Below are 18,333 nucleotides of genomic sequence, written 5' to 3' on the forward strand. Positions count from 1 at the left end.
CCCAGCACACCGTGGCTATCCGCAACGTCCTCATCGTGTGCATCGGCAATATCTGCCGCAGCCCCATGGCCGAAAGCCTGGTGGCGGCGGCACTGCCGGGCGTGCAGGTCAGCTCCGCCGGGCTCAACGCGCTGGTCGGCCAGGGTGCAGATCCGATCGCCTGCGAGTTGATGGAAGCGCGCGGCATCAGCCTGGCGGCCCATCGCGCGCGGCAGATCGGCCGCGAGATGTGCCAGCAGGCCGACCTGATCCTGGTGATGGACCGGGAACAGCGCCGCGAGGTCGTCGAACGCTACCTCTTCGCGGCCGGCAAGGTGTTTCGCCTTTGCGAGTTCAGCGATCAGGACGTGCCTGATCCTTACCGCGCGGGTCGCAGCGTGTTCCAGCAATCGCTTGCGCTGATCGACGACGGTTCGCAGCAGTGGGTCAAACGTATTTCAAGAGTATCCAGTTGATGAACTCCTCTCTCACTCCAAAAACCAATCCCACTCCGACGACTGCCGCGGAGGAGGAGGATCTCGACTTCGGGCATTACATCGATGTCCTGCTGTCGAACAAATGGCTGATCATCTTCATCGCCGCCGTGGTATTCGTCATCGGCGCGACCTATGCGTTCCTGGAGCGACCCACCTACGAATCCAATCTCGTGGTCCAGGTCGAGGACCCGGACACGAGTTCGAAGGGCATCCTGAGCGAGGCGGGTGGCCTGTTCGACGTGAAGACACCGGCCGCCGCTGAAATCGAGATTCTTCGCTCGCGCAGGATCGCCGGCCAGGCGGTGGAGGCGACCAAGCTCTACATCGTCTCCACGCCGCGCTATGTGCCTTATGTGGGCGGCTGGATGGCGCGGCACGCGACCGGCTTGTCTGATCCCGGTTTCCTGGGCTTCAAGGGGTATGTGTCGGGCCTGGAACGCATCGCGGTGTCGAGCTTCGATGTGCCGACGCCGATGGAAGGCGCGCTTTTCACGGTGACGGCCATGGCCGGCAACCAGTACACCGTCGAGGGCCCCGGCCTGAAGGAGCCGGTCACCGGATCCGTGGGCACGCTGCTGAAGACGCAGAGCGCCAACGGGCCGGTCGAACTGATGGTGAGCGATCTCGCGGGCAAGCCCGGCGCCCAGTTCAATCTGCGCCGGCTCTCGAAGCTGTCCACGACCCTGGGTCTGCAGGCTGGCCTCAACCTGGCCGAGCGCGGCAAGCTGTCCGGCATCATCAGCGTGACGCTGCAGGATACGGACCCGTACCGTCTGACGCGCGTGCTGAATGCCGTGGGCGATCAGTACGTCAAGCAGAACGTCGAGCGCAAGGCGGCTGAAGCGCAGAAGACGCTCGCTTTCCTCGATGTCCAGCTGCCGCTGTTCAAGAAGCAGCTGGAGGCTTCCGAGGAGGCCTACAACCGTTATCGCAACCAGAAGGGGACCGTGGTCTTCACCGAGGAAGCGACGCTGATCCTGGGCCAGGCGGTCGATCGGCAGAGCAAGCTGCTGGATGCGCAGCAGCGTAGGCGAGAGCTGGAGGCCCGCTTCACGGCCGCCCATCCCGCCGTGCAGACGCTCGATGCGCAGATCGCCGCCCTGAAGAACGAGATAGGCGACATCCAGGCGCGCATCAAGGCGCTGCCCGCGCTGCAGCAGGAGGCTGTGCGCATGGAGCGCGACGTGAAGGTGAACACCGACCTGTACCAGGGGCTGCTGAACAATGCGATGCAGGTCCGCCTGGTGAAGGAGGGCAAGGTCGGCAACGTGCGCGTGCTCGACGAAGCGGTGGTGCCACAGTTCCCCGTGAAGCCCAACCGCAACGTGATCCTCGCCGCCTCGCTGGCACTGGGACTGTTCCTCGGCATCGTCGTTGCGTTCATCCGGAATTCCTTCGTCGAGCAGCGCATCCGCGATCCGCACGAGGTCGAAGCGGAAGTCGGTCTGCCGGTGTTCTCGACCATCCCTCTGAGCTCGGCGCAGGATTCGATTTCCAAGCGGAGGTTGAGCGGCGCCACGGGTGTCCGCTTGCTGGCCGTCGAGAATCCGGACGACCCGGCCGTGGAAAGCCTGCGCAGCCTGCGCACCGCAATGCAGTTCGCGATGCTGGAATCGGCGAACAACCGGGTGATGATCACAGGACCCACGCCCGGCGTGGGCAAGAGCTTCGTGACTGCCAATTTCGCCGCGCTCATGGCGGCGGCCGGCCGGCGCACCTTGCTGATCGACGCCGACCTGCGTCGGGGCCATACGCACCAGTACTTCGGCCTGCAGCGCCACGGCGGGCTGTCCGAGCTGATCGCCGGGAGCTTGACGATCCAGCAGACGGTCCACCGCCAGGTGGTTCCGAACCTGGACTTCCTGGCCACGGGGCAGCTTCCTCCGAACCCTGCGGAACTGCTGGTGTCGGAGTCTTTCAAGAGCACGCTCGAACGCCTGTCCGAGCAGTACGACCTGGTCGTGATCGATACGCCGCCGGTGCTGGTGGCTGCCGATACGAGCACGGTGGCTGGCCACGCGGGCACGGTGCTGCTGGTGGCGCGCGCCGACGAGTCGACCATGGGCGAGATCAAGGAAAGCACGCGTCGCCTTGCCATGGGCGGCAAGGCCGCCACGGGCGTGCTGCTGAATGCGATGGACGTCGGACGCAGGGCGTACGCCGCCTACAAGTACGGCCGCTATCGGTATACGAACTACAACTACGAAAGCATCCTGCCGGAAGAGCAGTGATCGAAGGGCCTGCGGGCCCTTCACTGCATTTTCGCCGCGCGCGACTCGCCATCCCCGAGGGGATGGCGCGGCCGCCTCAGCGGGGCGGCCTGTCGGTGACGCAGGTCAGCAGGTCGCGCTCGAACTGGCCCAGCACCGCATCGCGGTCGAATCGCTGCTCGGCGAACACGCGGGCGCGTCGGCCCAGTTCGCGCCGGAGCTCGGGTTGCGAGGCCAGCGAGACGATGGCTTCGGCGAAGTCCTTGGCATTGTCTGGCGGCACGGCGATCCCGCACTGGGCCGCGACCTGACCGAGTTCGGTTTCAGGACGCGCGCCGGCGACGACGGGCCTCCCGCTGCTTAGCATGCCGGTGAGCTTCGATGGCATCACCAGATCCGCGGCGTCGGCGCGTTGCGGCAGCAGATGGATGTCCGCAAGACCGAGCAGATCGCCCAGGCGATCGACCGGCTGGAGATCCATGAAACGAACGTTGGGCAGGTTCTCGCAGCGCTTCATGAGTTCGACACGGCCGGCCCCGCCCCCGCAGAACACGAATTCGAGACCGGGGTAGTCCCGCAGCATGACGGCGACTTCCGACAGCAGTTCCAGGCCCTGCTTGGCGCCCATGTTGCCGGAGTAGAGCGCGACGACGGCGTCGGACCGGATCCCCAGCTCGGCGCGGAAAGGGCTGTCCCCCTTCAAGGGCCGGATGGCCGAGACGTCGGCCCAGTTGGGGAGCGAGACCAGCCGCGCATCTTTGGTTCCCTTGCGGGTCGCGCGCTCCATCATGCGCAGCGAAATCGTGGAGATGCGGTCGAAGCGGCGCATCAAGGCACGCTCGCCCGCGGCGACGAGCGCGCGCAGCCTGGCGCCCTTGAGAAGGCCGAGCTCGAAGGCCGCATCCACTTCGTAGTCCTGGATGTGCAGCCACGCCTTGGCCGATCGCAGCCGCGCGAAGGCCAGTGCCGCCGGCGCGCAAAACAGCGGCGGCTCCGTCACCCACACGATGTCGGGTTTCCAGTTCCATTGCGCGAGCAGCGCGGGCAGGCTGGTGAGCGCGAAGCTTCCGAGGTGGAGGAGGCGCCGCAGTCCGTTCACCTTGCGGGGCACCCACAGGGGCGCACGGTACACGGTCGCGCCCTGCCAGGTCTCGCGGCGGTAGCGCGTGGCGCTGTAGCCGGGCCAGACGGCCCAGTCGGGGTAATAGGGGGGTGCCGTCACGACGCGGACCTCATGTCCCTGGGCAGCGAGCCAGGCGACCATCTCTCCCGTGTACTTGCCGATGCCGGTGAGTTCCGGCGCGAAATTGATCCCGTAGACGAGCAGCTTCATTGATCCTGGACGGCTTTCCGGTAGGGGCCTGGGGCCCCGGTCGGGTTGGAGGCTGAGCTTTCCGGCGGGTGGCCGTTGATGATCTGGACCAGGGTTTCGGCGACCTGGCCGACCTGAAATCGCTGCTGGAAACATCGCCGCGCGGCGGCCCGCATGGCATCGGCCTGCGGCCTCGGCAGTCTCAGCCAGCGCCTCAAGGTCTGGACCGTGCCTTCCAGCGTGTCGGTCGCGACCAGGCCGGCGCCATCGTGTTCGATCTCGCGCCAGATGTTGACCTTGTCGCTGATCAGTACGGGCGTGCCGCACGCCAGCGCTTCGACGACGGCGATGCCGAAGTTCTCCTGGTGCGAAGGCAGGCAGAATGCGTCGGCGGCGTAGAACGCGCCCCACTTCAAGTCGCCCGCCAGCATGCCTGTCCAGGTGATGCGTTCGGAGACGCCCGACTGCGTCGCGCGGGCCTTCAACTGGGCGACGAGGCTCTCGTCACCGGGACCGGCCATGACCAAGTGCAGATCCGGCGCATCGCCCAGTACCCGGGCGAAGGCGTCGATCAGGAGGTCGGGGCCCTTCTTCTCGTGCAACCGGCCGAGGAAGAGCAGCAGGCGCTTGTCCTTCAGCGCGGGAAAGGCCGTGAGGAACGATGCCGACAAGCCCGCCGCATCCGTCGGCGGTGCGGAGGTGCCGTAGGACCCGACGACCTCGCGCGCTCGGTACTTCCGGAAGGTCTGGCGGGCCAGCAGGCGCTCTTCTTCGCAGGTGAAGATGACGCCGGCGGCATCGCGCAGCACGCGGTATTCGGCCAGGTGCCAGTAGAGCCACTTCTTCAGGTGCTTGAGGGGATAGCGCCGCTTGAACCACGGGTCGAGCATGCCGTGGGTGTAGACGAAGTAGGGCGTCGCGGACCGGCTGAGCGCGCGCCACGCCGCGAAGCCGGGGTGCTGCCAGAGGCCGTTGACGATGACAGCGTCGTAGCCGCCGGCGTGGTCGCGCAGCCACGCCACGAGCCGGCCGCTGTAGCGGTAGCCGGTGGCCCAGGGCCCCACCGCGTGCACGGGTGCGGGGCAGTCCTTCACGAACTGCAACGCAGGATCGTCCAGGCACAGCAGTTCGCTCTGGTGCCCGAGGGCGACCAGCGCTTCGTGGATCCGCAGCACACCCTCGATCGGGCCGCCGTCTCGAGGATCGACCGAGGAGATCAGGTGAAGAATCTTCACGCCGATGGACTGCGCGAAGGGAAGAAGTCGATCCTCGGATGCTTGAAGACGAGCAACCCGAACGCCAGCATGAGACCTAGCATGCCGTGGGCGGTGAGTTGGCCGACCGCGGACCAGGTGAGGATGGCGAAAGACACCGTCATCCACAGGAGGATGGGAAAGACGGAGCGCGACTTGTAGGCCAGACGCAGGGCCTTGCCGACACCGACGACGATGACGACGACCTTGAGCGCGGTGAAGGCATAGCCCAGCAGGCCGCCTTCCAGCAGGATGCGGCTGGCTTCGACTTCGGCGAGGGCGAAGACCTGGGCGCCGCCTGTGCGCACGTAGGTCGCGAGGTTGGATCCAAGGCCCAGTCCGTGACCGATCCAGGTGATCATGTCGTAGGTGTAGGGTTCGCCAAAGAAGATGGTGAGCACCCGGGTCCAGAAGTCTTCGGACGCCGCGGCCTGCTCGAAGCGCTCGTTGGTGACCAGCAGGGCATCGCTGAACACGAAGAGCAGCACCGCGACCATCGCGATCCCCGCAAGCACGGCGATCGCCGCCCTGACCTTGGCCTTGCCCTTCGACAGCCAGAGTCGGCCGGCGAAGTAGGTCATCAGCATCACGGTTGAATAGATGATGGCGGTGCGCGAGCCGCTGACGACGCTGCCGACGATGAAGAAGCCGAAGGCAGCCAGGACGAACAGGGACTGGATTCTTGTTCTCTTCTTCGCCGCGACGACGGCGAAGACGAGCGGCGCGACCAAGGCGAGATAGGTGGCGTACCCGAGTGTGAAACTGAAGGTGCCGGTGGTTCGCACAACGCCGGCGACCGCGACGAATACGCTCTCCTCATCGCCATCGATCTGGGTGTTGATGCGGGCTCCTGGCGGCGCGAAGTGTTGCACCACGGCGAGCGGGCCCATCAGCAGCAGGAGGCCGACGGTGACCATGACGGCGGCGCGGTAGTCGGCTTCGTTGAGCGTCGCCGCCGCGGCGACGCCGAACCAGATATAGAGCAGCCAGAAGCGCAGGCCGATCACGAGCACGATCGGCGAGCTTTCTCCGCTGACCAGCTGCAGCAGGCCCCAACCGACGACCATGCATGACCACACGAGAAGGACCTTGGTGACCATTCCCTGTCGCCGGAGCGAGCCGTTCGACCACGCGTAGAAGATGACGTAGGTCGCGAGAAGGTCGCGCAGCAGGATGAGCGGAAGGGTGGCGCCCGAGAAGGCCCACTTGCGGACCGCGCCTTCGAGCACGACGACCAGCAGGACGCCGATGAACGCATAGCCCGCCCTGGTCAGCACAGCGGGTTTGCTGGCCGCGAAGGGCAATGAGGCCACCGAGGTGTTCATTAAAGAAAATCCTCCAGCACCTGGCCGGCGCGGGAGCGGTAGCTGGCCCAGGAAAAAGCCTGGCCGGAGCGCATGGCCGAGGCGCGTGCCTCGAATGCCAGGGCCGGATTCTCGATGAGCATGCGCGCCGCCGCATAGATGCCGTCCGCATCGGGCTCCACGATCCAGCCGCTGCCCGGGTAGTCCTCGACCATCGCCTTGGCCCCGGTCTGGGTGGACACGATCGCCGGCGTTCCGCATGCCATGGCTTCGGCGACGACCATGCCGAAGGAATCGGAGCGCGAGGGCAGCAGCAGGCAATCCGCCTGCGCGAGCACCGCGTACATCATCTGCTGGGGCAGGTTGGGCGTGTGGCGCGCATTCGGGGTTGCGAGGACCGCGCCGAGAAGCGCGCTGTCGGGAGTCCCGCCGACGAATTCGAGGTCGTAGGGCAGACCCTCGGCGTGCAGGCGCTGGAAGGCCTCGATGATCAGGTCGACCGACTTGCGGCGGCAGAGCGTGCCCGCAAAGACAAACCTTAAGGGGCCTTCCGAGCGCTTCCAGGCCGGCATGTTCGTTGGCGGCTCCGCTCCCAGCAGCAAGGGGTGCAGCTTTTGCGCGGGTACGCCATTCGCCGCGTAGCTTTCCGCGGCCAGTGGCGAGCAGGTGAGAATCAGATCGGCCAGCCTGACTTCCTCGTCCTTGCGCCTGTTGACCTCGGGCGTATAGGGTGTGTCGTCGGCGCCTATCAGTTCTGCGGCGGTGCGATGGTGAAAGGCTGCGGCATCGAGCACGCAACGCGCGCCGACCGCCTTGGCTGCCTTGAAGGTGTGGTACGCCGCGTTTTCGTAGGCCACGACGACTTTCGGCTTGGACTGGTAGATCTGTCGCGCAGCCCAGGCATCGAACCAGTGGAAGATGCGATGCGTGAGGTCGGACTTCGGGCGGCCCGTGTTGACCGAGTGCGCTGCCCGCATGGCAATCTGGAAGCGGACGGGATGACGCCGCATCGGGCCCGGAATGTTGACTTGCCGGACCCTCATCCGGTAGCTCGCCGGCAGCCACCACGGCGGGGCTTCGCCGTCCGCGGCCACGGGGACGCCGGACCAGAACGACTGGAGCAGCGCTCTTTCGTGCAGTGCCAGGGCCAACTGGTGAGAGTGCTGGAGCCCCGGATGGGTCACGAGAATGGATTTCATGGTTGCGTCGTGTCGGCGCGGTGCAGGGGCGCGGTTGTAGCAGGTGTCGAAAGAGGCTCCTCGCGATTGCGGCCGATCCATGCTTCATAGGCCGGCAGGAATGCCACCGGATCGTAGCGGAGCTCGGGCGGCCGGGCGTCGAGGCGGATCGATGCCGGATTGCCCGTGGCCACGGCCAGGGGTGGAACATCCTTGGCAACCACCGCCCCGGCCCCGACTACGGCACCGTATCCGATCTTCACGCCGGGGAGGATCGTCGCACCGACGGCGATCCATGCATAGTCGTCGATCTGGATCGGCTTCTGGAACTGACGCCAGCCGGGGTCTCCGACGTGGTGGCTGGCCGTCAGGAGGGTGACGCGGTCATTGATGACCACGCGGGAGCCGATGGTGATCGTATCGAGCACGACCATCTCGGCTGAGCCGGAGATGAAGCAATGCTCGCCGACCTTGAGGTTGCCGGGGGGGCCCTTGAGTTCGAAGCGGTCGAGGATCGACAGTTGGCCGACCTGGACACCGCGCGCGCGAAAGCTGCGGCGCCTGAGCAGGATGGTCAGGAGGGCGCGGAACTGCAGCGTGCGTTTCGCCCAGACGACAAGCCAGCGTTTCGAGAACAGCGGCGGTTGTTCGCGGTGGCTCCACAGGTAGAGGAAATCGCTCATCGGCGGGTCTCCTCGGCCAAGGCCTTGACGGCGGCCTGCGTCGCCGACACGCGATGTGGTGCGTACCAGGCGTGGGCTTCCCGGCCGATCAGGGTTGGTTGGATTGCCGTGTCATTGAGCATGTCGAAGCCAGGAGCGTAGTGCCGATGTGCGACGAGGCCGTCGTGGGTTTCGTAGTCGCGCGACAGCAGTATGGGGCACATGCCATGCGCGCAGTACGCGGCGAACACACCGCTCTTTGCCACGTAGTCGACCGGATAGGCAAGGGCTCCGTAGCTGGCTTCGGCGAGCGCGGCGCTCACCTCCTCGGCAGGCAGCTTGCCGCGCACCACCACTTCCGCCTGGGCCATCTGGGCCTGCAGCGCAGGCTCCTGGATCCGCGGGCCGATGTCATGGATCTCCAGGCCGTTTCGCGCGGCGCAGCGGAAGATCTCGCCGTTGCCCCACTGATAGACGTTCGTCCGCACGCCGGAGCTGCCGAAGACCACCATCCTGTTCTGGCGAGGGGTGGGTTCGAAGGCGTCGAGTTCGCCGACATTCGAGAACACGGGCAGCACCTTGTGCGGCGCGGTGTCTGAGTACTGACAGAGCCAGCGTGCGGAACCTTCCCGGTTGGTCACCCAGAAGTCGGCCAGCATCAACAACTCGCGCGCGATGCGCTTCTGGATGCCCGCCAGCCAGAACGCCGAACCCCACGGCGGGCCGTAGGGCGCGAAGAGTTCGTGGAAGACGATGCCGACCTTGTTGAAGCGCGGCCGCATGTCCCTGAGGGTCTGGACGAGCCAGGTGGGGACACCGCGCTTCTGGAAGCCATAGCCGCTGAAATGCAGGAAGAGCAGATCGCCTGAAACTCCGGCAGTGTCGGTGTGGGGCGCCAGTTCGAACAGGGGCGCCCCCAGCGAATCGCTGAGCATGGTCGCGTAGTCCCGCACGCCGCCGGTGCCTGGTGGAATGATGGAAACGGAAGAAGCGTTCATGCCTGACACCGACACAGGGGACAGAACCCTCAGGCTACGAGTTCTTCGCTGCAGAAGTCTTCATAGGCGCGTTCAATGCCTGCGCGCAGGCTCACGCCGGGTTTCCAGCCGAGTTGGCGAATCCGGGTGATGTCGAGCAGCTTGCGCGGCGCACCATCCGGCTTGGTCGCGTCGCAGCGGATGGCACCGCGATACCCTACGACTTCGCTTACCAGTTGGGCGAGTTCCGCGATCGACAGATCCTCGCCGGTGCCGACGTTGATATGGCTGGCCATGACGTCCGTGTGGGCTGCATAGGTGGCACGGGGGAGGCCCATCACATGGACGCAGGCGCTTGCCATGTCGTCGACGTACAGGAACTCCCGCTTCGGCGTGCCCGTGCCCCAGATGACGACGGCGGGCGCGTCGGACAGCTTGGCCTCATGGAAGCGTCGAATCATCGCGGGCAGTACATGGCTGTTCTCGGGATGATAGTTGTCGCCCGGCCCATAGAGATTGGTCGGCATCACGCTGCGGAAGTCGCATCCGTATTGGCGGTTGTAGCTTTCGCAAAGCTTGATGCCGGCAATCTTGGCGATGGCATAGGGCTCGTTGGTGGGTTCCAGCTTGCCGGTCAGCAGGGCGTCCTCGGCCATGGGCTGTGCGGCGAGACGCGGATAGATGCAGCTCGAGCCCAGAAAGAGCAGCTTGCTCACGCCCGTGCGCCAGGATTCATGAATGAGATTCGCCTCGACCATCAGGTTCGAGTAGATGAACTCCGCCGGATAGGTGTTGTTGGCATGGATGCCGCCCACCTTCGCGGCGGCGACATAAACCTCCTGGGGCTTCTGCTCGGCGAAGAAGGTCCGGACCTGCGCCTGGTCCGTCAGGTCGAGTTCGGCGTGGCTTCTGGAAATGATGTTGTCGTAGCCTTGGTTCTTCAGGCAGCRCACGATCGCGCTGCCGACCATGCCGCGATGTCCCGCCACGAAGATCCGTTTTTGAAACTCGTTCATTGAAGTACCGCCGCCGGAGCGTTGTTGGATCAGATTTGAAGGAGTCAGGCCAGCTTCTGCTTGCCGTTGAAGCCCGACGGGCTGTCTTCGAAGCGCACGATGTCGTCTTCGCCGAGGTAGCTGCCGGTCTGGACTTCGATCACCTCGAGCGTCGTCTTGCCTGCGTTCTCCAGACGATACACGGCACCGACTGGGATGTAGATGGATTCGTTTTCCTTGACGAGTTGAGCCTTGCCGTCGCACGTCACGCGCGCGGTTCCCTGAACGACGACCCAGTGCTCCGATCGGTGGTGATGCATGCGCAGCGCAAGATGCGCGGCCGGCTTCACCGTGAGACGCTTGACGGCAAAGCGTTCGCCGTCATCGATGCTGTCGTAGGCTCCCCATGGCCTCGGGATGCGGCGATGGCGGATGGCCTGGCTGTGGCCCTTGGTGGTGAGCAGTGAGACGACGTCCTTGACTTGCTCGGCGCAATCGGCATGCACGACCAGAAGTGCGTCGGGCGTGTCGACCACGAGCAGGTCCTTGGTGCCGAGCGCCACGACGGGCCGGTTGGGCGCATAGATGAACGTGTTCTGTGCGTTCATCGCGAAACCCTGGCCACTGATGCGGTTGCCGTTGGCGTCCTCGTCATGCAGTTCCGCGACGGCATTCCAGCTCCCGACGTCGCTCCACCGGCCCTGGAAGGGAAGGACCGCGACGCAATCGCACTTCTCGAGCACCGCATAGTCGATGCTCTGGCTGCGGCAGCGCCCGAAAGCGGCGCCATCCATGCGCAGGAAGTCGCCGTCGGTTTCGATCACCGAAGTAGCCGCCCTGCAACTTTCCAGGATGTCGGGCGCGTGTTCCTGAAGCGCTGCGATCAGCACCTTGGCCTGGACCAGCAGAATGCCGGCATTCCAGAGATGGTCTCCGGTCAGCAGCAGTTGCTCCGCATGAGCCGCGGCCGGCTTCTCGATGAACGCGGCCACGGCATGGCCTGCGTCGGCACCCAAGGCTTGCTCCAGCCTTTCACCCTGACGGATGTAGCCATAGGCCGTGCTGGGAAACGTGGGCTCCACACCGAAGGTCACGAGGTAGCCGGCCAACGCGGCGGGGACGCCTTTCTGAACCGTGGCGACAAACCGGTCCGCGTCGGGTATGTGATGGTCGGCCGGTGCGAAGAGCAGCAGGCGCTCCGGGTCTGCCAGAAGTGCCACCGCGCACATGGCTGCGGCTGTGTTGCGCGCCACCGGCTCAAGCAACTGCTTGCCGCGGACGTCGGCTGCTTCGATGCTCTCCTGGACCAGGAAGCGATGCTCTTCTGCCGCCACGCAGGTGACTTCTGGGTTGAGGCGCCGCAGGCGCTCCAGCGTCAGGACCAGAAGGTTCTTGCTGTCGATCAGCGGAACGAACTGCTTGGGCAGGGTCTTTCTCGACAGCGGCCAGAGGCGGGTGCCGCTGCCGCCGCAAAGGACGACAGGCTGGATCGAATTCATCTCGAACCTTCACTCGTAATGACTGTGCGGATGGTCTTGAAGAGGATCTTGATATCGAGCCAGAGCGACCAGTTGCTGACGTATTCGACGTCGAGTTCGACGCGCCTTGCATAGGAAAGACGGTTGCGTCCGCTGACCTGCCACAGCCCCGTGATGCCGGGACGCATCGCGCAATAGTGTTCCCAGCCCTTGCCGTAGAGGCTGCGCTGGCGCTCCATGCAGGGGCGGGGACCCACGAGGCTCATGTCGCCCTTGAGCACATTCCAGAATTGCGGCAATTCATCGAGGCTCAGTTTGCGGATGAACTGGCCGATCGGTGTAATCCGTGGATCTTTTTCGAGCTTCTGAAACGTGTCCCACTCGGTGCGGGCCATGTCGTTGCGGCTGAGGAATTCGTCCAGGACGTGATCCGAGTTGTGGACCATGGAGCGGAACTTGTAGAAGCGGAACCTCTGGCCTCGCTCGCCAAGGCGGTTCTGCCAGAAATGCACCGGATGTCCCATGCTGATGCGCACGATGAGCGCGACAAGCAGGTAAAGCGGTCCGAAGAACATGAAGAACACCAGTGCACCCACGATATCGAGCGTGCGTTTCGCGGCGCGTTCGAAGGAAGTGAGCTTGCGTGGCTGCATGAACGTCGGGGGGGAAGCAGGGCCTCCGCCGTCCGGGGTAAAACGTCGTACCACGTTGCCGTGTGCAGTCGAATCGGAACGAAACATTTGAAATTCCCCCGTAACGGGCTCTGCTCAATCAATCAGCGTGGCAGTGTAACGCTTTACTACTATTGGCAAGAATTTGAACATATGCTGCAGCGCTTGTCGTGTCAACTAAAGCCGTACATCTTCCGCTTAACGGCGGTATGCTCTCCCTCTTGAGGAAGTCAGGATTAGTTACTTGGTGCACCGCAGCATCCTTGTCGCAAGTGTAGTCCTTTTGTATGACAAGATGTTAACCGCCGTAGCCATTCGAGTGTTGTTTACACACGCCGTTTGGCAATTTGTGACTTAGTACCAATGGGTTACTTCCGTTGTAACGCAATGGTACGTTCTCGCCGCGCGTGAATATGCTGCACTGACACCCGCGGGCTTTGGAGACAAAAAAAGGGAGGCCGATTGGCCTCCCTTCTGTTTTCGGGCTTTCGCTTCGCTCTAGTGAGCAGCGCCGCCGTCTCGCCCGGGCTGTTCGAACGGGAGCACCATGCTGCCCAGATCGCGACGGGTTTCGACCAGGACCAGCGGACCTTCGTCGATCACGATCGCCGGCGGACGCTCACGCGGGACGTGAACCGGCCGGGGCTCCGCGGCGATCGCGGCGCGAACCTCGGCCACACGCTCGGCATCGGAGTTCACCCAATGAAGTCCGGAGCCTTCCGCCACCTGCGCGAGTTCATCCAGAGGCAGTTCGAAGGGCTGAACCTTGGGAAGCGCGCGCGAAGACGGACCCTTGGTGTCGACCACGATCGGGGCCACTGGCGCAGCGACGGGGGGCCGTTCGGTGCGGATCACCTGGGGGGCCTCGGCCTGAACGCCTTCTTCCACCGCTTCGACAGGCGCTGGTGCGGGTGCGTTGGCATCGCTCTCCTCGCGCGGAGCGCGCTCGCGGCGGTCACGACCGTAACGGTCGCGTGAGCGGCCACGACGTTCGTCGCCCTCGCGGCGAGGTTCTGCGTCGACGGCTGCGCCGATGTCGGCGGCCTGTGGGCTGGGCGCCTGGAGCGCCTGCGCCTCGGCGACGGAAGCCTCCACCGGCGGCCGGGAGCCATCGCCTTCGCCACGTCGTTCTCGACGACTGTCGCTGCGCTCACCGCGAGGTGCGCGTTCCTCGCGAGGTGCGCGATCTTCACGGCCATTTCGTTGGCCACGATCGGCGGGGACGCCCCCGGGTGCCGCTTCGCTGTTGGCTTCGCGCGGCGCCTCGCCATTGCGTTCGCGAGCCGCGTCAGCGCCGCGATCGCCACGCTCGCGACGTTCGCCACGTCCCCGTGGCGCGCGTTGCTCCGTCGGTGCCAGGCTTTCTTCGCCGGCGAAACCATTCAGTGTGACCGTCTGCGAATCGACCTGGACGTCGTTGACTTCGGACGGGGCCGGGCGTGCGTCACCCTCGCGGCGCTCACCGCGTCCGCGACGCTCACCGTCGCGCGGCGCACGTGCTTCGCGAGGTTCGCGCTGTTCGCGTGGCTCCCTCGGCTCTCGCGCTTCCCGTACCTGGTTGTCGGTGCGTGCCTCGCCGCGGACTTCGCGTCCCTCGCGGCGCTCGCCATCCCGACGCTCGCCGGAGCGACCGCCTCGGCGTTCGCCCTCGCGGCCGGCGCGTCCTTCGCCGCCTCGTCCGCCTCGGCGCTGTTCGCCGTCGCGGGAAGCGCGGGCTTCGCCGTCACGTGGGCCGCGAGCCTCGCGGCGCGGCTTTGGCGCTTCAACGGGAATGGCGGGAGGCGCGGCCACGGGCGCCGGCGTGGCGCCGAAAAGGCTCTTGATCCACCGGATCAGGCCCGATTCGCCAGATTTGCCTGCTTCGGCCGCGGCAGGTGCGGTCGCGGCGGGGGCCGAAGCGGCCACCGGTGCGCGCACGGGTTCGGGCTTCGGTGCCGCCACGGGGGCGGGGGCATCCGGAAGCACGCCCTTGATCACCGGCGTCTGCTTGTTCGTCGGCTCCTGCGAGCGGCGCGTGACCGAGGTCGGGTCCTCGATCTCTTCGGCCATCTTGTAGCTGGCCTCGATGTGGTCGAGGCGCGGGTCGTCGTGCTTGAGCCGCTCCAGCTTGTAGTTGGGTGTTTCGAGCGTCTTGTTAGGCACCATCAGCACGGTGACGCGCTGCTTGAGTTCGATCTTCGCGATCTCGGGGCGCTTCTCGTTCAGCAGGAAGGATGCCACTTCGACCGGAACCTGAACGTGCACGGCCGCCGTGTTGTCCTTGAGGCACTCTTCCTGAATGATGCGCAGGATCTGCAGCGCGCTCGATTCGGTGTCCCGGATATGACCCGAACCGCCGCAACGAGGGCAGGGGATCGACGATCCCTCGCTCAGTGCTGGCTTCAGGCGCTGGCGGCTCATTTCCATGAGGCCAAACTTGCTGATCGAGCCGAATTGAACGCGCGCCCGGTCCTGGCGCAGCGCGTCACGCAGTCGGCTCTCGACTTCGCGACGGTTCTTCGACTCGTCCATGTCGATGAAGTCGATGACGATCAGGCCGCCAAGGTCGCGCAGACGCATCTGTCGCGCGACCTCATCCGCGGCTTCGAGGTTGGTGCGGGTGGCAGTCTCTTCGATGTCGCCGCCTTTGATGGCGCGTGCCGAGTTCACGTCGACGGAGACAAGCGCCTCTGTGTGGTCTATGACGATGGCGCCGCCGCTGGGCAACTGAACCGTGCGGGCGTAGGCCGACTCGATCTGGTGTTCGATCTGGAAACGGCTGAACAGGGCCGCGTCGTCACGATAGCGCTTGACGCGCGCCGCATGCTCCGGCATTACGTGCGCCATGAACTGCTGCGCCTGGTCGTAGATGTCGTCGGTGTCGATCAGGATGTCGCCGATGTCGTGGTTGAAGTAGTCGCGGATGGCGCGAATCACCAGCGAGGACTCCTGGTAGATCAAGAACGCGCCCTTGCCGCCCTTCGCGGCGCCGTCGATGGCGGTCCACAGCTTGAGCAGGTAGTTCAGGTCCCACTGGAGTTCGGGCGCGGCGCGGCCGATGCCGGCGGTGCGCGCGATGATGCTCATCCCCTTGGGGTACTCGAGCTGATCCATCGCCTCCTTGAGTTCCGCGCGGTCATCACCCTCGATGCGCCGACTGACGCCGCCACCGCGAGGGTTGTTCGGCATGAGCACGACATAGCGGCCCGCCAGCGAGATGAAGGTGGTCAGGGCCGCGCCCTTGTTGCCGCGCTCTTCCTTTTCGACCTGAACGACAAGCTCCTGGCCTTCCCTGATCGCGTCCTGGATCCGCGCCTGGCTTGCCGAGACCCCTTCGGCGAAGTATTGCTTCGAGATTTCCTTGAATGGCAGGAAGCCATGGCGGTCTTCGCCGTAGTCGACGAAACAGGCCTCGAGAGACGGCTCGACGCGCGTCACGACGGCCTTGTAGATGTTGCCCTTGCGCTGTTCGCGCCCTTCGATCTCGATTTCGTAGTCGAGGAGCTTCTGCCCGTCGACGATGGCCAGGCGGCGTTCTTCAGGCTGCGTGGCGTTGATCAGCATCCGCTTCATGAGCGTTGTCCTTCTATCTGTTCGTATCGTTCTACCGGTCCATGACGGACCTAACGATGCACGGACGACGCGTCGCGAAACGAGGGAATTGCCGCTGTACCCTGACTGCCGTGGTTGCCGCGCGAGGACAGACAACCAGCATCGAATGTCAACTCAATGTCAGTCGGGGTGGGGGCGCGTGGATGGGCGCGAGCCCTAGACGGTGTTGAAACGCTACGTTTTTCATAGCGGTTGGCGCAAGGATGGCGCGCACTGCTGGCGATTCAATACCCGAAGCCGCTGGCATCAGCCAGCGCAGGCAAAGTTGAATCATCAGCATCAACACAAGGTACTCGCTTCGATCCGCCGGCCGCTTGTAGCCTGCCGGCTGGGGTATTCCGTATCGGTGTTTCGTGGGCGTCGGCTTGACTTGGATGCAGGGTTCGCCGCCTTGCGCATTTGCGCGTGGCCTGCGGACTCGACGTCAAAGCGGCATCGACCTCACAGTGCGCCCGGCAGTGCTCTAAACTTCTGATTAATCAAGCACTTACACGACCGCGCTGGTGAAAAACATTATAGGTGCGAAGCCAAGCTCCGCGGCAGCAGAAGTTCGTTTTCTGACAGTCGACGGGGAATCTGCCGGTCAGAGGCTCGACAATTTTCTGTTCCGGCACCTGAAAGGGGTCCCGAAGACCCACGTCTACCGAATCATTCGGTCGGGTGAGGTGCGCGTCAACAAAGGGCGCGCCCATGCGGAGACGCGCCTAGAAGCCGGCGATCTGCTGCGGCTGCCGCCCGTGCGTGTCTCGGCCAGGTCGGAAGCAGCCACGCTGCCGCCTCCGCCTGGACGCGAATTCCCACTTCTGCTCGAAGACGACGCATTGCTTGCAATCGACAAGCCCGCGGGCGTCGCCGTGCACGGGGGCAGCGGCGTGAGCTTCGGCGTCATCGAACAATTGCGCAGCGCGCGGCCTGACGCGCGCTTCCTGGAACTGGTCCACCGCCTGGATCGTGAGACGTCCGGTATTCTCCTGGTCGCCAAGAAGCGCAGCGCCTTGACGGCGCTGCAAGACCAGTTTCGGGAACGCGAGACAGGCAAGACCTATCTCGCCCTGGTGGAGGGCAACTGGCCGGCGAACAAGAAGGTGCTCGATGCATCGCTCGCCAAGTACTTGCTGCCAAGCCAGCCGGGCTCGTCCGATCCGGGTGAACGGCGTGTGCGCGTGGTCGCCAAGGACCACCCCGATGCGATGCGCGCCGTGACGCTTGTGAAGGTGCTGGCCCGTGTCACGCTTCCCGCGGACACTGCCCCGCTGTCGCTGCTCGCCGTCACCATCAAGACCGGCCGCACTCACCAGATCCGTGTTCATCTTGCGTCGAGCGGCCATGCCATCGTCGGCGACGACAAGTACGGGGATTTCGAGCGCAACCGCGCATGGCAGAAGCTCGGGCTCAAACGCATGTTTCTGCACGCCTGGCGCCTGCAGTTCACCCACCCCGCGAGCGGTGAACGCATCGCGCTGCAGGCCGATCTGCCCCCGGAGTTGCGGGCGCTGATGCCCGGGCTTGCGTTCGATGCGCTCTCGTCCCACCCTTACGTGACTCATCATGACTGACACACGCCCCCGCCGTTTCGACCTGATCGCCTTCGATTGGGATGGCACTCTCTACGACTCGACACGCCTGATCGTGCGTTGCATCCAGGCCGCGGTGGTCGACGTCGGCGGTGCAAGGCCGAGCGAAGACGACGCAGCCTGGGTGATCGGCCTCGGGCTGGCTGAAGCGCTCGCGCGCGCGGCGCCCGACGTGCCGAAGGAGAAGTACGCCGAACTCGGCGCCCGCTATCGCTACCACTATCTGCAGCACCAGGACGATCTGGTGCTGTTCGACGGCGTGCTTTCCATGCTCGATGCGCTTCGCGCTCGAGGGCACAAGCTGGCCGTCGCTACCGGAAAGTCGCGTCGGGGCTTGAACGAGGCGCTTGCCACTGTCGCGCTGCGCGATCGTTTCGATGCCTCCCGCACCGCGGACGAAACCTTCGGCAAACCGCATCCGCGCATGCTGCTGGAGCTGATGGAAGAACTGGAAGTGCCCGCCGCCCGCACGCTGATGATCGGCGACACCACGCACGACCTGCAACTCGCGATCAATGCTGGCTGCGCAAGCGTGGGTGTGAGCTATGGGGCGCACGAGCCGGACACCTTCGACGTGCTGGCGCCGCTGCACGTGGCGCACTCGGTTCCCGGGCTGGCTGGATGGCTGCTCGATAACGCGTGAAGATCCGGC

14 protein-coding genes are annotated in these 18,333 nt (G+C 65.0%); 4 read left to right on the forward strand and 10 right to left on the reverse strand.

The genetic code is table 11. From position 1 onward, the window contains the following. The first annotated feature begins 17 nt into the window (after nucleotides 1-17). Nucleotides 18-455 (forward strand): low molecular weight protein-tyrosine-phosphatase, encoded by a 438-nt coding sequence (locus tag AC1DNF_RS03065; protein ID WP_478147241.1) that lies wholly within the window; start codon nucleotides 18-20, stop codon nucleotides 453-455. After that, a complete protein-coding gene (locus AC1DNF_RS03070; RefSeq protein WP_478147072.1) occupies nucleotides 455-2,707 on the forward strand; it encodes a polysaccharide biosynthesis tyrosine autokinase in 2,253 nt (750 codons plus the stop codon). Before AC1DNF_RS03065 ends, AC1DNF_RS03070 begins: the two co-directional genes overlap by 1 nt. 76 nt (nucleotides 2,708-2,783) lie before the next feature. Here the strand turns inward: AC1DNF_RS03070 and AC1DNF_RS03075 are convergent, their stop codons facing one another. The 10 genes from AC1DNF_RS03075 to AC1DNF_RS03120 form a co-directional block, all read right to left on the reverse strand. Beyond that, a complete protein-coding gene (locus AC1DNF_RS03075) occupies nucleotides 2,784-4,019 on the reverse strand; it encodes a WcaI family glycosyltransferase (protein WP_478147073.1) in 1,236 nt (411 codons plus the stop codon). Next, entirely contained in the window at nucleotides 4,016-5,233 is a 1,218-nt protein-coding gene (locus AC1DNF_RS03080; RefSeq protein WP_478147074.1) for a glycosyltransferase, read from the reverse strand. Before AC1DNF_RS03080 ends, AC1DNF_RS03075 begins: the two co-directional genes overlap by 4 nt. After that, nucleotides 5,230-6,576, reverse strand: coding sequence for a hypothetical protein (locus AC1DNF_RS03085; protein ID WP_478147075.1), 1,347 nt, complete (start codon nucleotides 6,574-6,576; stop codon nucleotides 5,230-5,232). The genes AC1DNF_RS03080 and AC1DNF_RS03085 overlap by 4 nt, the downstream gene beginning before the upstream one ends. Continuing rightward, nucleotides 6,576-7,754, reverse strand: coding sequence for a glycosyltransferase family 4 protein (locus AC1DNF_RS03090; RefSeq protein ID WP_478147076.1), 1,179 nt, complete (start codon nucleotides 7,752-7,754; stop codon nucleotides 6,576-6,578). Before AC1DNF_RS03090 ends, AC1DNF_RS03085 begins: the two co-directional genes overlap by 1 nt. Further along, nucleotides 7,751-8,416 (reverse strand): acyltransferase, encoded by a 666-nt coding sequence (locus AC1DNF_RS03095; RefSeq protein WP_478147077.1) that lies wholly within the window; start codon nucleotides 8,414-8,416, stop codon nucleotides 7,751-7,753. Before AC1DNF_RS03095 ends, AC1DNF_RS03090 begins: the two co-directional genes overlap by 4 nt. Further along, the gene (locus tag AC1DNF_RS03100) at nucleotides 8,413-9,393 is read right to left on the reverse strand and encodes a hypothetical protein (RefSeq protein WP_478147078.1); all 981 of its coding nucleotides are present in this window, start codon (nucleotides 9,391-9,393) and stop codon (nucleotides 8,413-8,415) included. Before AC1DNF_RS03100 ends, AC1DNF_RS03095 begins: the two co-directional genes overlap by 4 nt. A gap of 29 nt (nucleotides 9,394-9,422) precedes the next feature. Then, nucleotides 9,423-10,388 carry a GDP-L-fucose synthase gene (gene fcl / locus AC1DNF_RS03105; RefSeq protein WP_478147079.1) on the reverse strand — a complete coding sequence of 322 codons (966 nt, stop codon included), beginning with the start codon at nucleotides 10,386-10,388 and terminating at the stop codon, nucleotides 9,423-9,425. A gap of 44 nt (nucleotides 10,389-10,432) precedes the next feature. Beyond that, nucleotides 10,433-11,866: a mannose-1-phosphate guanylyltransferase/mannose-6-phosphate isomerase gene (locus AC1DNF_RS03110; RefSeq protein ID WP_478147080.1), complete on the reverse strand. Its 1,434-nt coding sequence runs from the start codon at nucleotides 11,864-11,866 to the stop codon at nucleotides 10,433-10,435. Next, entirely contained in the window at nucleotides 11,863-12,498 is a 636-nt protein-coding gene (locus AC1DNF_RS03115; RefSeq protein ID WP_478147081.1) for a sugar transferase, read from the reverse strand. Before AC1DNF_RS03115 ends, AC1DNF_RS03110 begins: the two co-directional genes overlap by 4 nt. A 516-nt stretch (nucleotides 12,499-13,014) precedes the next feature. Next, a complete protein-coding gene (locus AC1DNF_RS03120) occupies nucleotides 13,015-16,068 on the reverse strand; it encodes an Rne/Rng family ribonuclease (protein ID WP_478147082.1) in 3,054 nt (1,017 codons plus the stop codon). Between the two features lie 542 nt (nucleotides 16,069-16,610). Here AC1DNF_RS03120 and AC1DNF_RS03125 point away from each other — a divergent pair. Together AC1DNF_RS03125 and AC1DNF_RS03130 are read left to right on the forward strand one after the other, a co-directional pair. Next, on the forward strand, nucleotides 16,611-17,663 hold the full coding sequence (locus AC1DNF_RS03125) for an RluA family pseudouridine synthase (RefSeq protein WP_478147083.1): 1,053 nt from the start codon (nucleotides 16,611-16,613) through the stop codon (nucleotides 17,661-17,663). Then, a complete protein-coding gene (locus AC1DNF_RS03130; RefSeq protein ID WP_478147084.1) occupies nucleotides 17,656-18,324 on the forward strand; it encodes an HAD-IIIA family hydrolase in 669 nt (222 codons plus the stop codon). The genes AC1DNF_RS03125 and AC1DNF_RS03130 overlap by 8 nt, the downstream gene beginning before the upstream one ends. Nucleotides 18,325-18,333 lie beyond the last annotated feature (9 nt).

It is taken from the genome of Variovorax sp. 01T432 (genome assembly GCF_056398605.1).

Bases quoted from the DNA above. Each gene is read 5' to 3' on its own strand.
- AC1DNF_RS03070 (WP_478147072.1), top strand. From the start codon at position 455: ATGAACTCCTCTCTCACTCCAAAAACCAATCCCACTCCGACGACTGCC.
- AC1DNF_RS03075 (WP_478147073.1), bottom strand. From the start codon at position 4,019: ATGAAGCTGCTCGTCTACGGGATCAATTTCGCGCCGGAACTCACCGGC.
- AC1DNF_RS03085 (WP_478147075.1), bottom strand. From the start codon at position 6,576: ATGAACACCTCGGTGGCCTCATTGCCCTTCGCGGCCAGCAAACCCGCT.
- AC1DNF_RS03090 (WP_478147076.1), bottom strand. From the start codon at position 7,754: ATGAAATCCATTCTCGTGACCCATCCGGGGCTCCAGCACTCTCACCAG.
- AC1DNF_RS03095 (WP_478147077.1), bottom strand. From the start codon at position 8,416: ATGAGCGATTTCCTCTACCTGTGGAGCCACCGCGAACAACCGCCGCTG.
- AC1DNF_RS03100 (WP_478147078.1), bottom strand. From the start codon at position 9,393: ATGAACGCTTCTTCCGTTTCCATCATTCCACCAGGCACCGGCGGCGTG.
- AC1DNF_RS03110 (WP_478147080.1), bottom strand. From the start codon at position 11,866: ATGAATTCGATCCAGCCTGTCGTCCTTTGCGGCGGCAGCGGCACCCGC.
- AC1DNF_RS03115 (WP_478147081.1), bottom strand. From the start codon at position 12,498: ATGCAGCCACGCAAGCTCACTTCCTTCGAACGCGCCGCGAAACGCACG.
- AC1DNF_RS03120 (WP_478147082.1), bottom strand. From the start codon at position 16,068: ATGAAGCGGATGCTGATCAACGCCACGCAGCCTGAAGAACGCCGCCTG.
- AC1DNF_RS03130 (WP_478147084.1), top strand. From the start codon at position 17,656: ATGACTGACACACGCCCCCGCCGTTTCGACCTGATCGCCTTCGATTGG.